At 40.9% G+C, this 13758-nt stretch carries 15 protein-coding genes; 3 read left to right on the forward strand and 12 right to left on the reverse strand.

Features of this window, described 5'->3' with window-relative positions; genetic code table 11:
• Positions 1–33: 33 nt before the first annotated feature.
• Genes H6F44_RS04765 through H6F44_RS04780 form a run of 4 tightly spaced genes read right to left on the reverse strand, consistent with a single transcriptional unit; the run spans position 34 to position 3945 of the window.
• On the reverse strand, positions 34–774 hold the full coding sequence (locus H6F44_RS04765; RefSeq protein ID WP_190349816.1) for a hypothetical protein: 741 nt from the start codon (positions 772–774) through the stop codon (positions 34–36).
• A 34-nt stretch (positions 775–808) separates the two neighbouring features.
• A complete protein-coding gene (locus tag H6F44_RS04770) occupies positions 809–1207 on the reverse strand; it encodes a type II toxin-antitoxin system VapC family toxin (protein ID WP_190349817.1) in 399 nt (132 codons plus the stop codon).
• Entirely contained in the window at positions 1195–1416 is a 222-nt protein-coding gene (locus tag H6F44_RS04775; RefSeq protein ID WP_190349818.1) for a hypothetical protein, read from the reverse strand. The genes H6F44_RS04770 and H6F44_RS04775 overlap by 13 nt, the downstream gene beginning before the upstream one ends.
• A 6-nt stretch (positions 1417–1422) precedes the next feature.
• Positions 1423–3945: a dynamin family protein gene (locus H6F44_RS04780; protein ID WP_190349819.1), complete on the reverse strand. Its 2523-nt coding sequence runs from the start codon at positions 3943–3945 to the stop codon at positions 1423–1425.
• Between the two features lie 130 nt (positions 3946–4075).
• Here H6F44_RS04780 and H6F44_RS04785 point away from each other — a divergent pair, with 130 nt between their 5' ends.
• Positions 4076–5482, forward strand: coding sequence for a hypothetical protein (locus H6F44_RS04785; protein ID WP_199301992.1), 1407 nt, complete (start codon positions 4076–4078; stop codon positions 5480–5482).
• On the opposite strand, the gene H6F44_RS04790 is transcribed toward H6F44_RS04785, so the two are convergent.
• The 8 genes from H6F44_RS04790 to H6F44_RS04820 all read right to left on the reverse strand — a co-directional run bounded on the left by H6F44_RS04790 (position 5483) and on the right by H6F44_RS04820 (position 11726).
• Positions 5483–5908: a hypothetical protein gene (locus H6F44_RS04790; RefSeq protein WP_190349820.1), complete on the reverse strand. Its 426-nt coding sequence runs from the start codon at positions 5906–5908 to the stop codon at positions 5483–5485. It lies immediately after the preceding gene.
• Positions 5908–6243, reverse strand: coding sequence for a DUF5674 family protein (locus tag H6F44_RS04795; protein WP_190349821.1), 336 nt, complete (start codon positions 6241–6243; stop codon positions 5908–5910). Before H6F44_RS04795 ends, H6F44_RS04790 begins: the two co-directional genes overlap by 1 nt.
• Before the next feature lie 110 nt (positions 6244–6353).
• A complete protein-coding gene (locus tag H6F44_RS23920) occupies positions 6354–6473 on the reverse strand; it encodes a hypothetical protein (RefSeq protein WP_407681861.1) in 120 nt (39 codons plus the stop codon).
• Between the two features lie 327 nt (positions 6474–6800).
• The gene (locus H6F44_RS04800; RefSeq protein WP_190349822.1) at positions 6801–7289 is read right to left on the reverse strand and encodes a hypothetical protein; all 489 of its coding nucleotides are present in this window, start codon (positions 7287–7289) and stop codon (positions 6801–6803) included.
• Positions 7290–7292: 3 nt separating this feature from the next.
• Positions 7293–8669 (reverse strand): AAA family ATPase, encoded by a 1377-nt coding sequence (locus tag H6F44_RS04805; protein ID WP_190349823.1) that lies wholly within the window; start codon positions 8667–8669, stop codon positions 7293–7295.
• Between the two features lie 10 nt (positions 8670–8679).
• Positions 8680–9162 (reverse strand): CRR6 family NdhI maturation factor, encoded by a 483-nt coding sequence (locus tag H6F44_RS04810; protein ID WP_190349824.1) that lies wholly within the window; start codon positions 9160–9162, stop codon positions 8680–8682.
• 72 nt (positions 9163–9234) lie between these two features.
• Positions 9235–10200, reverse strand: a complete 966-nt coding sequence (locus H6F44_RS04815) for a DnaJ C-terminal domain-containing protein (protein ID WP_190349825.1) — start codon at positions 10198–10200, stop codon at positions 9235–9237.
• Between the two features lie 62 nt (positions 10201–10262).
• Positions 10263–11726: a phospholipid carrier-dependent glycosyltransferase gene (locus H6F44_RS04820; RefSeq protein ID WP_190349826.1), complete on the reverse strand. Its 1464-nt coding sequence runs from the start codon at positions 11724–11726 to the stop codon at positions 10263–10265.
• A gap of 233 nt (positions 11727–11959) precedes the next feature.
• Between H6F44_RS04820 and argH the strand changes: the two genes are divergently transcribed.
• Both argH and H6F44_RS04830 read left to right on the forward strand, forming a co-directional pair.
• Positions 11960–13351: an argininosuccinate lyase gene (gene argH / locus H6F44_RS04825; protein WP_190349827.1), complete on the forward strand. Its 1392-nt coding sequence runs from the start codon at positions 11960–11962 to the stop codon at positions 13349–13351.
• Positions 13352–13545: 194 nt separating this feature from the next.
• On the forward strand, positions 13546–13743 hold the full coding sequence (locus H6F44_RS04830; protein WP_190349897.1) for a type II toxin-antitoxin system HicA family toxin: 198 nt from the start codon (positions 13546–13548) through the stop codon (positions 13741–13743).
• Positions 13744–13758 lie beyond the last annotated feature (15 nt).

Consider the following 13758-nt stretch of genomic DNA (forward strand, 5'->3'; position numbering starts at 1 on the left):
TCCCTGTTAGATTTAGACCTTACTTCGATTAAATTACACCCTAATTTCCACAAGCTTTGCTCTTACGGCTCTATCTCTGACCAATTTTGTCCGTAGTATTGCTAGAGGATAGGCGATTAAATCTGAAGCATGGATAATATTCAGCCAAGTGAGAGCATTACAGCTTGTGGCAACAAAATCATCGACTGCGGAAAAGTCTATATTTTGCTTGAGGCGCATGAACAAGAGAGGTGATCCCATTGTCACAAGTCCGCGTAGTTTGTACTCAGAGTCACTTGAGTTAAATAATTTGCGAAATTCGTAAGCAGGATCGTTTTCGGGTAAATCTTTGGTGAATAACAGATCCCATAAAACTAATGTACCGAGAGAATGGGAGGCGATCGCTATTTCTTTGTCCTCGGGATGGTTATCAACAAAGTCTTGGAATTGATGCAAGATTTGTTTGCGAATTGATGCGCCTTTGTCATTGTTCAGATAGGTCAAAAATTCACCAAAAAATTTGGCTATAAAGTCTTCTCGGTGTTCTTGGTAACGATAAATGTCTTGTTCACTGCCGCGTAGTTCTTTACATTTTTCTGATAGTTCCTTCACATCGGAGCGAACCCAGTTAAAGAGTTGATCGGTTTTGCTTTTAAAGGAATGTCCCCAAAAGCTAGAGTAAAAAATTGGTGATTGGGCGTTTTTCTTACTCAGAATTTCTTTGACTTTTTTCTTGAATTGATCGCCGTAACCTGCGTCTTGAGTGGCGACACCATGAATGAGAAAGATTAGCATAAGTTAATTGTGTGATGTTTGGGTAAGATAAATTTTACATGAGATAATTTTCTAATTCAGGATATTTAGAAAATACGCTGTCAACACTAGCAAGTTTGGCTTCATATTCTAAGGCTGTGGCAATAATTAGGCGATCGAAGGGATCTTTGTGAATGGGCGATAGGTTTACGGCTCTGACTGCAATCTCTGTGGTCAATGGCAATAACTCGATTTTGGCAGGCGCTAATGCTCTGCTAAACCATTCTCTAGAAGAACAGGTTAGCTCTAATCTGCCTCGACTTTGGGCTAAGGCGATTTCATAGCAAGATAGAGGAGATACTGCTAGTATCTCGGCTAACTCAAAGCGTTCAAGCCAAGATGTGGGAAATCTATCAAAGTCTGAGTTGATTAGCCATAGCCAAATGTGGGTATCGAGTACAATTATTTCAGACATTCCCAGTCCTCTTCATCAACAATGGGGCTAACGATATCACCTAAGATTTTCACTTTGCCAGCCATGTCAGGGATGGGAAAACGGCGTTTTATTTGAGGTTTAGTTTCTTCTAGAATGGTCACGATAATTTTAGCTGAGGTGATTTCTGGTTGTTCAGAAAGCCATTTGATTTGCCCGTTCTCGTAGGTAGCTTCGTAACTTTTAAGCATGGTTGTTTATCTCCTTAAAGTGTTTTCAAATTCTTGTTTTTTGCTAGAGATTAGAGAGCGTAAGCGATCGCCTTCTTCCTGCTGTTTCCTCTCCTCAAGTTCTAACCGATTTTCACATTCAGAAATAACTTGCTTGATCAAAGCATCAACTGATTGAATACGGTTATCGAATAAAGTATCAATGAACTCACCAATTTTTTCTTTGATACTGTTCTCTGATTTTTCAAACTCTTTAAACCCAGAATCACAGACTTGTTTACCAATTTGATAGTAAGCATCTGACATTGAAGCAAATAAACCACCTCCTCCCAATAGAGCTGCCGCCGCAATACCTATGATAATCGCAGGACCTAATGCTAAAGCTGGAATCATGAAAAAAGCTGCTGCCGCGCCAGCACCGCCACCAACTACTCCGCCAGCAGTCCATGCTGCTACATAACTCGCATCAAAATTATTAAGAGCTAGGCTAAAATTATCGTCAAAGTTTGTGCCAATTTTTTTGTCAAGACCAGAAAAACTAGAATTAAGCGCTGTCAACTCTTCTTTTATTCCCCTGTCTAGCAGATTGAGTTTAGGGTCGATAATCTCATTGTTTAAGTGTAGCAATACCCATAGATTAATTTGGGCTTGTAAGTCCTTCCCAAATTGATCTATATAATCTTGTATAAGCTGATCTCTGCTAAATAGAGGGTTATGATCAGTTTTCCATAACTTGCTTCCTTGCATAATTGCGTCTTTAAATTCAGCGCTATACTTGATCCAAGATTCCAGAGCCATTTGCATAGTCTGTTTTCTCAGATAATCAACCATTTTACGGATAGTTACAAATCTTCCGCTTGCTTCACCAATACGTTCTAAGATTTCTTCTTTATAGGAAGCTTCCAAGTTTGTGTCAAGGCTCTCAGTTGCATTATTTAAATCGTTGACGCAATTTTGGGTAAGCTCATTCAGCTTTTGCGTAGTGGATTGCAAAATTACAGATCCGCGTTCATCAGTGAGAAAAGCTTCTAAAGTACGAGTAAAATTTTGAAAACTGACTAGATACTCATTCGATATATTGCTAAGAGTAGCTTTTAAAGCAGACTTAGCAGAAATAAAATGGATTCTATCTTTGCCAGTGATAGAGCCATCCTTAATAATGCTATTAGCAGCAATCTGAACATCTTCGCGATCTTCATCACTATCCAAATTGTCCATAAAATTGACAACTAGAAATAGATTTTCTAAGGGGCGATCACCTTCACGTTCCTTGATTTTGGTGATAATATCTCTTTCACCCTGAGTTAACAACTTATTCGCATTAGTCATAAATAGAATTGCATCAGTCTCTTTCAGCAACTCCTCCGTAACTCTAGTACGATCTGGATGCTCATTTAGCCCAGGGGAATCCACAATTTCTACACCATTACGGCATAGCAATAGATTGGGATGCTCAAAAACAATTTCGGCAATATTGGATTTAAACAATTCTTCACTACGGTTGTTTAGAGCCGCTTCCTTAGAAATAGCCGCTTTTTTCTGATAATCTTCAACTGCAATTTCTTGTTCATTGCCATCCCGATAACGACAAACTACCCGCTTGCGATCGCCATATTTCAAAACCGACAAAGTACCACTACAAGGAATCGCCCTCACAGGTTGAATCTCTTCACCTAGCAAAGCATTGAGCAAAGTCGATTTACCCTGACTAAAATCACCAATCACCGCCACCCGAAAACGTTGTGATTCCAATTTGTCTTTAATAGATTGAACCTCATCTCGAAAAGTGACAGGTAAAAGGCTCTCATTAATACCATCATCAATCAGTTGAGATAAATGATTAATCCGTTTAAGCAAAGACTGTTTCTGTAGTTGAAAACCTTGTAGCTTTTGATATTCGCCACTTACTGAATCTGTCGAACTGGTTACATTTTGAGGTTCTTTAATCTCAATTTTAACAAGCTGATTTAAAGCAGCCAATAAATCATCTGCTGCATTCACAAACACAGTCCCCAAATCATGAAAACGCGCAGGATCTACTAGATCGCATACCTCTTGAAAATCTTGATTGTTGTATGGCTTGCCAGCAAAACTAGACTCTAAAACATCAAGGTAACGCGATTCTATTTCTAAACGTTTGCCTAAATCCCGTAAATACTTACTCTCACTTGCATCTAGGCTAGAGTCCGCCATTGCCATTCTGTAACCCAAACCAAACAACAGCAATTTTTCAGATTCACTCAATGGCACTAGCAAAATCAAAAAATCATCTATTTCACTATGCAATTTATATTTCTGAACACCTGACAGCAAAAGCTTGGCAACTTCCACAGTTTGCTTACTGGTCAGCTTGAGCTTGGCAAGTGTCGCTTTAAACTGAGCAACCTCATCCTCACTAACTTTTGCATCGGCATAAATCACCCCTTTCAACAGCGCGATCAAGTCAGCCATAAACACCACTTGGGGCGTAATGTCATGTACCGTCAAATCTTGACCAGTCAACTTTGATAAGAGTTTGACCGCTTGGCTACCGATAAGTTGAGTCTTCATGCTTGAGTTAAAAATCGATTTACCTATAATTTATCAGAAAAGTAGCTCAAAAAAATTATTTACACAATAAAATCTGATAATATTTAACTAAATAAAGCTTTTAAAGAGCTTTTTCTATGATTTATATACTATGGATTACATTTTTTCTACTGCAACTCAAGCATTGATGCTTTCTGGTAAAGCCGTACAAGTCGCGCATAAAACAGGAGTATTGTTGCCAATCGCTAGATGTCTTGTCACAGGTAGATTTTTAGAAGTTGCAAAACCACCTTCTTCTACAAATCCTCTAATTTTTCCTACACAGTTAATATTTGGCGCACTGCAAGGTTATCAAACCTATCAAACTCATACAGGCTTTAAAAATGTCAGGTCTGATATTCAAGATACTCAAAACTCCATCAATACAGGTGTAGCCAATATTCGAGAAGATATTGGCATGGTCAGAGAAGACATAAAAAATGTCCAAATTGGAGTTGATACGGTCATAGATCAAGTTGCAAGTATTCAATTTGATATCAAGGGTATGAGTGATGGAATTACTGCAATTCAACAAAATTTAGGAGTTTTGCAAGCCACAACAGCATTAATCGGCGTAGGAACGATCGCCAATATAGCAATTTCCGCAGCAAGCTTACATCAAATCCTGAAACTACGCGAAGACGTTCGCCAAATGCGAGTTGAGATCAAAGATGGCTTTATCGATCTCAAAAAAGCACTTAAAGATCAAGGTGCTGAAATCTTAAATCACATTGATGAAGTCGCCGCAGACATCAAATTTGAACAGCATAGAGTCGTTCTTATTCGTGCCTATGGTCAATTTTTGCAAGCCCTTGAGCTAATCAAGTCCGCTTTAGCTTGTGATGATCCTAAAATCAAAGATCACGACTTAGCTAATGCCCGACAAATGCTATCTGTTGCCCTCGGTGACTACCGTAATCCTCAATTACTTTCCGAGCTATCAGCGATCGGTCAACTCAGAAGAAAAGAATGTGCTTGGGCGATCGAGCAAACGATCATCATGACCTACCAAATTCAAAAGCAATCGGGCGCAGTCTCCCATAGGCTGCAAAATTTACAAACTAGTATTCGTCAAGATATTTTAAATGTGAGCGATGCTGTCCAGTCCGAAGAAGAAATAGACTTACTCTATCCAGAAATCAGCCGTATTTGTACCCAAGATCTAGTAGTTCTATCATCTTGGCAAGAACAATCAGAATGGATTCAATCTTTACCCACTTCTGACCTAAAGTTATTAGAAAGCTCTGAACTAAGCCCAGTTCCTCAAGCAATGACTTCTGCACTTAGCAACTTTGAAGTTCCAGAACAAAAAGTTTATGAGGAGTTAAAGCCAAAATCTCATTTTGAGTCTCTACGAGATCAACTCAAATTAATGGCTTCACCAGACTTGCGCTCAAAGTATGAATATGAAGTGGTCGAAAAAGGTCAAGCTTCGGGACATAAAGCTCTAAAGGCAGATGTAGTTAAACAATCGTCTGATATGGCGATCGCTAATTTATACCATTACTTCCAATTCTAACTAAGCAGAAACAAGGGTTTCTTTTACAACTGAAATATCAACACTATGTAATCCGTTAGCTTCAGACACCACATCGATAGATTGCAAATCGCTATCCACACCCATCAATCCCGCCATCACCAATAAACGATCCGACTGATGACGAGTATGCAAAGCTAAAAGCGATCGCGGCTCCACAGGAAAAACTTGCCACCATGCTAACAACTCCCTATGCATCATCGCTAGATCTAGCAGAAACTGCTGTGGAACATTTGGCACACACCAATCAATAGCTAAAGCCGCCTCACGTAGAGAAAGCTTAGTGAGTTCATCATAAGCAGAAGAATCTGCATAGCGCGAGATATTAGCAAGAGTTGAAGCGATATTGCCGATCTGCTGCTGCCAACTTAGAAGTTTAAATCTTTCATACAGACTTTGACGTTCCATTACATCACCTCCAAAAGATAACGAACTATTTTTTCAATTCTCGCTTTGAGTTGTAAATCCCTGACTTCCATAGTCATATTTTGTTGACGAGGACGGATATTAATAATTGACTCAAACCCAACCTCTTTCGTTTGAGGATACCAATCCGCACCCCAAATATTTTCTTGTTGACTACCATCATCTAGCAATAGCTGCTCACAATCAAAATGAAGTTCACCACCACCAGCCAGAATTCCTCTAGCTACATCGACTGCAAGTTTAATTCTCAGACCAAAGAATGGTTCCGCCATTTCTCTGATTTTTTCTGAAGTAGTAGGTTCTAGAATGATAATCATGAAAATATCATTGGCTTGGGTTGATTGGTTGAATATTGCTTAGCTATTAGAATTATAACAAAACATTTAAAATTCAGATGTAGTTAAACGATCGCCTGATATGGCGATCGCTAATTTATACCATTACTTTCAAGAAAAGCGATCGCATCTTGAATGACCATAGCTAAACTTGGCTGATCGGAAGAAATTACGCGATCTGCCAAATGCTTGTGGTGAGGGAAACTCAACAAATTAGGGAAATGGGGCGGATTGTCATAGCCTCACTGATAGAAAGTAAATATTTAAAATAAAAACGCAATCGAAGTTTGAGATTAGCACGCTCACTAGATAGAATTGTGGCGTTATAATTGTCCACATAAACGTTAGGGCAAGCTTCCAGAAGTCGATCTCAAGATTTTCTGTGGAGGTAAGTGTATCTGATTTTTTCTTATCGAGTAGAGTTTGGAGGCGATCGCCTAGTTCATCGGTAAATTTAAAGAGCGGGAGATGGTTGATTTGCTGGATTCGCATTCCTTTTGGGAGAAGGGATGATGGTTTTAGCGATGTACTCATAATGATTAGATACGATCGCGCTCAAGTTGTACTGAACCATACGCAAAGTCTCCACCAAATTTTTTAAGCAACTTTCTCAGGGTGATCACTCTTGAATCTACTTCGATGGATTTGGGATCGGCAACTTTGCTCAAAACTACCCTAGCAAAGACTTTTCCAGTAAATTTATATTTTTCAGCTTGAAAATATGTGATTGTCTGAGTTAGCTGCTCAACAGCAGAAATCAAGTCTCGCCCCTTCAGTTCGATAAAGTATATATCCGCTTCTTGTTCATTCGCAGATTTAGACTCACAAACGATCATGAGATAGTCACATTTTCTTTGGCTTTGACTAGGAATTACGCAGCCATCAATTTTTACTTTACATACTTTCTTTTTGGAGGGATTCTGAAGAATATATTTTCTTTTATTCTCTTCTGCAACAATGAGCTTTCCTTCGGAACAATTGATACAGTCTCGATAATTTTCTTGAAAATCTTGGCAATTAAACTTCATGCCTCAATCCTCAAGATCAAAGAGTTGATTAAAGGTATCAACAATAATGTTTGAGGCTCTATCGATCTCGGCTGATTGAATTAGTCCCATTTCGCGATCGACTATAGTTCGAGCAGTACCATCTTCTAAAATATAAGAATTTAATCTATCTGGATTAATCCAGAATCGATGATCTATAATATCTAATACCTTATCACCTTTCTTTGATTTGTAACTTAGATTATGTGCATAAAGAAGATTATTAAATGATGAAAGAATATAAGGACTATGTGTAGTCAAAACAACTTGATTATCACGTTGATAGTCTAAGTTATTTTCTTGATTAACTATAATTGCAATTAAATCGATTATTTGCTTTTGTGCTACGGGAAAAAGATGGGCTTCAGGCTCTTCTATGACTAAAAATACTTTACGCTGATTAAGAATAAAAAGGAAAATAATTAATAATATCCAAACGACTTCCTGTTGTCCTGAAGAGGCAAAATTAATTAAAGTACTTTTGTCTTCTGTAAAAGCAATTTTTTCGATTCCATTAATAGAAGTATAAGATCCTTTCAAAATTGAATTGACTATATCTCTAGCAATAATAATAGTTTTTACTGTTTCAGGACTATTAAAGCTGTCAAAACAGTCTCCAATTAGATTATTAAGACCTTCCTCAAAAATTGGTTTTATTTGATCAATACGAGAGATAAAGTTTTGCATCAGATAATCTAGTTTAGGCAAGCTATTCACACCTGTATCTGCATTAGATAGCCTTTCATTACCCATATCAATATTATATCTTTGCTGAGATAGAGTAGTAATCAGGCTACGCCCAGCAGGTAAAAATACAATATCTCTATCATCACAAAATAGCCAATTAAGTTCATTTTCAATTTCTTTTAATAGCGCTGATTCTTTTGATTTAATAGCACTTATTTCTATTGAAGAATGAAAACTGGAAGATTTAGGATGTAGCTCACCATATAAACTATGAGCCTTATCCATTATTTTTCTAAATGTTTGTATGAAGTCGTTACTAAATTCGATAGTTATAGAATGATTATCTTGAGATAGATATGCGTATGCCTCAACTTCATCACGATATCTATACTCTAACTTCATGTTTGGAGATTGAAGTGTAGAGCCGTATATCTTTATGAATTTTTGTCTTGCTAATTTAGCAAAGTTAGAAATAGAGTTATCAAATTTATTTTGGTTATAGCAATCAAGGTAATATCTATATAAGTCATCCCTTAAAGATTTAAAAAAAAAGATTGCTTTACTGACAGTACTTTTTCCACTAGCTTGAGAACCAATAAATACAAGAATATCATCTATATCAATTTCGAGATCAGAAATTGGTCCAAATTGATGAATAGTTAGCTTTTGTTTCATAAGGTTTTATTTACAATAGATTAAAGAATGCTGCGTCGATTTCGTAACCTAAACTTTGAGTCATTTGCTGTAACTTTGCGGTGCTTTCAATACCGCGTGACTTGAGCCAGAGGGAAATGGCGAAAACCTTCTGCATCACAAAAAGCTCCAAGGCTTCAGGATTGTATTGCAACACATAGCCATCACCTTCGCGCTTGAACTCGTGGGGAACTAGCATCGCGGCATAGCGACTGAGTTCGGCACGCCAATCGAGGAGATAGCTAAACCAAGGATAAGTGGCATCAAGACGCACAAACCAGAGACGGACTTCGGAGATTTCTGATAGTTCTCGAGGGTCGCCATCTTCTTTGTCCCACACAAGTTCGATTTGAAAGGCGCGATCGCTTTCAGGTGTTTCATCCCAATTCGCTAACAGCTTCTCGATCGCAATCTTGGCAGGACTAATATCCAACGACTCAATACAAGCCTGACTCACATAAATTACAGCAGCCATATTTTCACTTTTTAATTCTTCAGTAAGTTTTAAAGAAATAAGCTAAAGGCAGCGCGAAGCGTTGCCTTTAGCTTACTTCTTGAGCAGGTTTTCGCGAGGGTCAAAGGATTGCACCTTTAGCAACTGTTCGTATAGTTCGCGCTCACGGTTACTAGGAGTCTTGGGAACTACAATCTGAATCTCCACATATTGATCGCCAAAGGTGCGGGCATCCTTGGGGAATCCTTTACCAGAGAGGCGCAATTGTTGCCCAGACTTAACCCCTGGGGGAATGGTTAATTTCACTAATCCGCTTAGGGTTGGTACTTCTACCTGCACACCCAAGACTGATTCGCTAGGGGATATGGGTAACTGACAGCGAATATCTGAACCTTCGAGACTAAAGAAGGGATGGGGCTTGAGGGTAATTTTGAGGTAAAGGTCGCCGCCCGATGTGCCTTGTCCTTTGAGGCGGATGCGTTGTCCCGACAGTACACCTGCGGGCATATTTACCTCCAGGGATCGCCCATCTTCGAGACGAATACGTTCGCGGCCACCCACATAGGCACGTTCGAGGGGCAGTTCTAGTAATGCTTCAGAATCGCGACGTGGTGAGGGGCGTGGGGGGGCTTGGGTGTTACTGCGATAGGAGGAGCCGCCTGTATCTTGAGTGCGATCGCTGGCGCGAAACTTGCCTAATAACTGATCGACAAATTCTTGGAAGTCGTTGTACTGGCTAAAGTCAACATCGCCACTGTAGTTGCCCTTCTCAAAGTCGGGAGTATATTGTTCGCGTGGTCTTGCTGCCCCGCCGCCACCTTGAAATCCGCCCTGTTTCCAATATTGCCCAAAGCGATCGTATTGCTGGCGCTTGGTGGTGTCAGCGAGAACTTCGTAAGCTTCACCGATGTCTTTGAAACGTTCTTCGGCTGCCTTGTCATTGGGATTGAGGTCGGGATGATATTTCCGCGCTAACCTACGATAGGAGCGCTTAATTTCGTCAGCCGTGGCGGTTTTTGGTACGCCAAGAATTTCATAATAATTGCGAAAGTTTTGCATATTTCCCGAACTGCAAACAAGGAGGTTACTTAGCTTAGCCTATCGCCGCATCGTGCAATTGACTAGATCCAGCTACGCAACCACATTAGCACGGGCAAATAACTAGAGGAGATCGGTAAACCGATATAGAGGGGTAGCCAAAATATAAAGCCGATCGCCACTAATATAAATAAACCCGAACCGATCGCCTGCATATTTGCCATAGATGATTGCCAGAGTTGGGAGATGATCAGGGCGAGGGCGGCAAAGGCAAACACCGAAGCGGGCATATAGTGATACAGAAATATACAGCGCCGACTCAAGCCCCAAGGCAACCAATGGGCGGCAAAGCTGACGATCACATACAAAATAAACCAAAACAGCGATCGCCATTGGCTATAAATTTCTGCCAGTAGCACCGCAGAGGGCTGAATATGACAGGGTAAGTTTATGCTGAATTTAGAATGATTTATTGTATTGACACCAAGGTTTGCCAATAACTGGGGAAGGAAGCCCAATCTGGAAATAATTAATTTTCCTATTAATAATCCTAAGCAAATTAGCAAAGCGATCGCACTAAGCCAGTATAAAAAGGGATTTCCCATCCCATGTACAAATTCCACCATGTCATTGGGGCGTTTTTCAAAAAAGTAAGCGATCGGGCGAATCAGTAAAATCCAACTCCACCAAGGCGAACAGTAAGGATGGATCGGTTCGGTTTTGCCTAGTCCTAGGTTTTGATGAAAACCAAAAATTTGACGGTGTAGCTCGGCAAGGTCGCGCTCAGGATTAATTTGTAAATGGGGAAGCCATTGCAAAATATAAAAATTGAACGGTAGGATCACCAATCCAAAAACTATTTGAGGAATACTCAGGTACTGCCCATAGCGTGACCATGCGTAAGCAGCGATCGCGATCAGTCCAGCAATATAGGCTAAGCCTGTCCACTTCACGCTTACCGCCGCACCGAGCATAATTCCTGTAGCGATCGCCCAAAACCATCTTTGCCGCGATCGCCTCAGCGCCAGCACCATACATAACTGGCTCAGCATTCCAAAAAATAAAATATAGATATTGATCAAGCCAAAGCGCGACTCCACCAATAGCAAGCCATCCATCGCCACAAACCACCCCGTCAGCCATGCCCAACTGCGGCGATCGCTCAATTGCCAGATCAATTCGTAGGTAATTAGGGGTAATAGCGCCCCTGCCAAGGCGGTCATGCAGCGATAGCCCCAAGGGGCATAGCCAAACATTTTGATACCTAGCGCAATAATATATTTGGCAAGGGGCGGATGGGCATCAAATAGGGGCTGACCCAGTAAATAATTTTGAGCAAATTTTGGATAATAAACTTCATCAAATACAATGTCAGCAGTGCCGCCCAAATTCCAAAATCTAGTGGCAAAGGCAACGAGGGCGATCGCCAGCACTCCATATACAGGCTGATTTGCTAGCCAAATCAGGCGATCAGATAGGCGACCGTATAGACGACCGTATAAACGCGCAAGGGCAGTAATGGTTAAGCGATCGCTCCAATTGCTCATTTAAAATTCTTGTCGAGAAAATTCTTAGCTGTATTACAACTTACGCATTATACGTTTTCTATAGGAATGGGCTTCCCAAATTAGGCGATCGCTGTCATTGGGATTGCTTCAGCATTGTTTGTACTGCACGGAAATAACTCAAAAAACCAAGTTAGATCTTGAACCTATGACAAAAAAGCGCAAAATCGCCTGTCAAAAAGTAAACTAAACTTTCAAATATTACAGTTTTTTGTATGAGCCAGACCACAGCCCCTCAACCTTGGAGTCAGCGTTTTGAGACAGCACTGCACCCAGCGATCGCCAGATTTAATGCCAGCATTAGCTTTGACATCAACTTAATCGAATATGACATCACAGGCTCACAGGCACACTCGCGGATGTTAGCCAAAGTTGGCATTATTAGCGATGCAGAAGGGGAAATGCTGGTCAATGGACTAGAGCAGATCCGCCAAGAATATCGCTCTGGTAATTTCAATCCTGGGATTGACGCGGAAGATGTGCATTTTGCGGTAGAACGGCGACTGACGGAGTTGATCGGCGATGTCGGCAAAAAAGTACATACGGCGCGATCGCGCAATGACCAAGTGGCAACCGATGTGCGGCTATATCTGCGCGATCAAATTCGCAAAATCCAAACCGATCTCAGGCTATGGCAGCAAACATTGGTCAAAAAAGCCGATCAATATGTGGAAACCTTCATCCCTGGTTATACGCACCTGCAACGCGCCCAGCCCATCAGCCTCGCTCACCATTTGCTCGCCTATTTCGAGATGGCACAACGCGACTGGACAAGACTCAATGAAATCTATGAACGGGTGAATGTTTGCCCCCTTGGTTCAGGTGCATTAGCAGGTACGCCCCACCCCATTGATCGCCACTACAGCGCTGAATTGCTAGATTTTGGCTCAGTGGGACGCAATAGCCTTGATGGGGTATCCGATCGCGACTTTGCTGTGGAATTTCTCTGTGCTGCTAGTTTGATCATGGCGCACCTCAGCCGCCTTTCGGAAGAAGTGATCCTGTGGTCATCGCAGGAATTTAGCTTTGTCAAACTCAGCGATCGTGTCAGCACTGGCTCTAGCATCATGCCCCAAAAGAAAAACCCCGATGTGCCTGAATTAGTACGTGGTAAAACTGGGCGCGTCTTTGGACATTTGCAAGGTTTATTGACCATTATTAAAGGTCTGCCCCTTGCCTATAACAAAGATATGCAGGAGGACAAGGAGGGCATTTTTGATGCCGTAGTGACGGTGCGAGCTTGTTTAGAGGCGATGACTATTCTCATTGAAGAAGGAATCGAGTTTCAGCCTAAACGTTTAGCGGAAGCGGTTGCGGAAGATTTCTCTAATGCCACCGATGTTGCCGATTATTTAGCCGCCAAGGGTGTTCCCTTTCGCGAAGCTTATCAACTGGTGGGCAAGCTAGTCAAAACCTGCACTAGCGAAGGAATCCTGCTCAAGGATTTATCAGTGGAACGCTGGCAAACCTTCCATCCTCAATTTGCGGCAGATATCATTGAGGCGATCGCCCCTGCCCAAGTGGTGAAGGTCAGAAATAGCTATGGTGGTACTGGGTTTGAGCAGGTCAGAAGCCAAATTGAAAGTGCCAAAAAGTTAATTGCTTAAAGCTTGCAATTCCAAAAGGTGTTAATACACCTTTTGGAACTATAGCTGTGCATCAATGTTGTTAGGACACAAAACCGAAAGGCGATCGCACTACCGAGAAGCAGTCAAATGACACGAGAAGATCAGATTTGAAAATAGGCGCAAAAAAGTTCGAGAAAGTACTAAATGAGAAAGAGAAAGCGCTTAAAAGCTTAATGGATAAAAGCTTTGCCTGTGAAGCTGAGAGACTGTATCGCCAAAAAGGGAGTCATGCTATTTACAAAAATATTCAGGGAAAAAGAGTTGTTGTTCCAATTGATTCTGGAAAAGATATCAAACAGGGTACTTTGATGGGAATGATTCAAGATATTGATGTTGACAAGGAGACTTTTTTCAAATTACTACAAGAATAAAGCGATCGCCCAATC

It is taken from the genome of Pseudanabaena cinerea FACHB-1277 (assembly GCF_014696345.1).
Lineage (GTDB): Bacteria > Cyanobacteriota > Cyanobacteriia > Pseudanabaenales > Pseudanabaenaceae > Pseudanabaena > Pseudanabaena cinerea.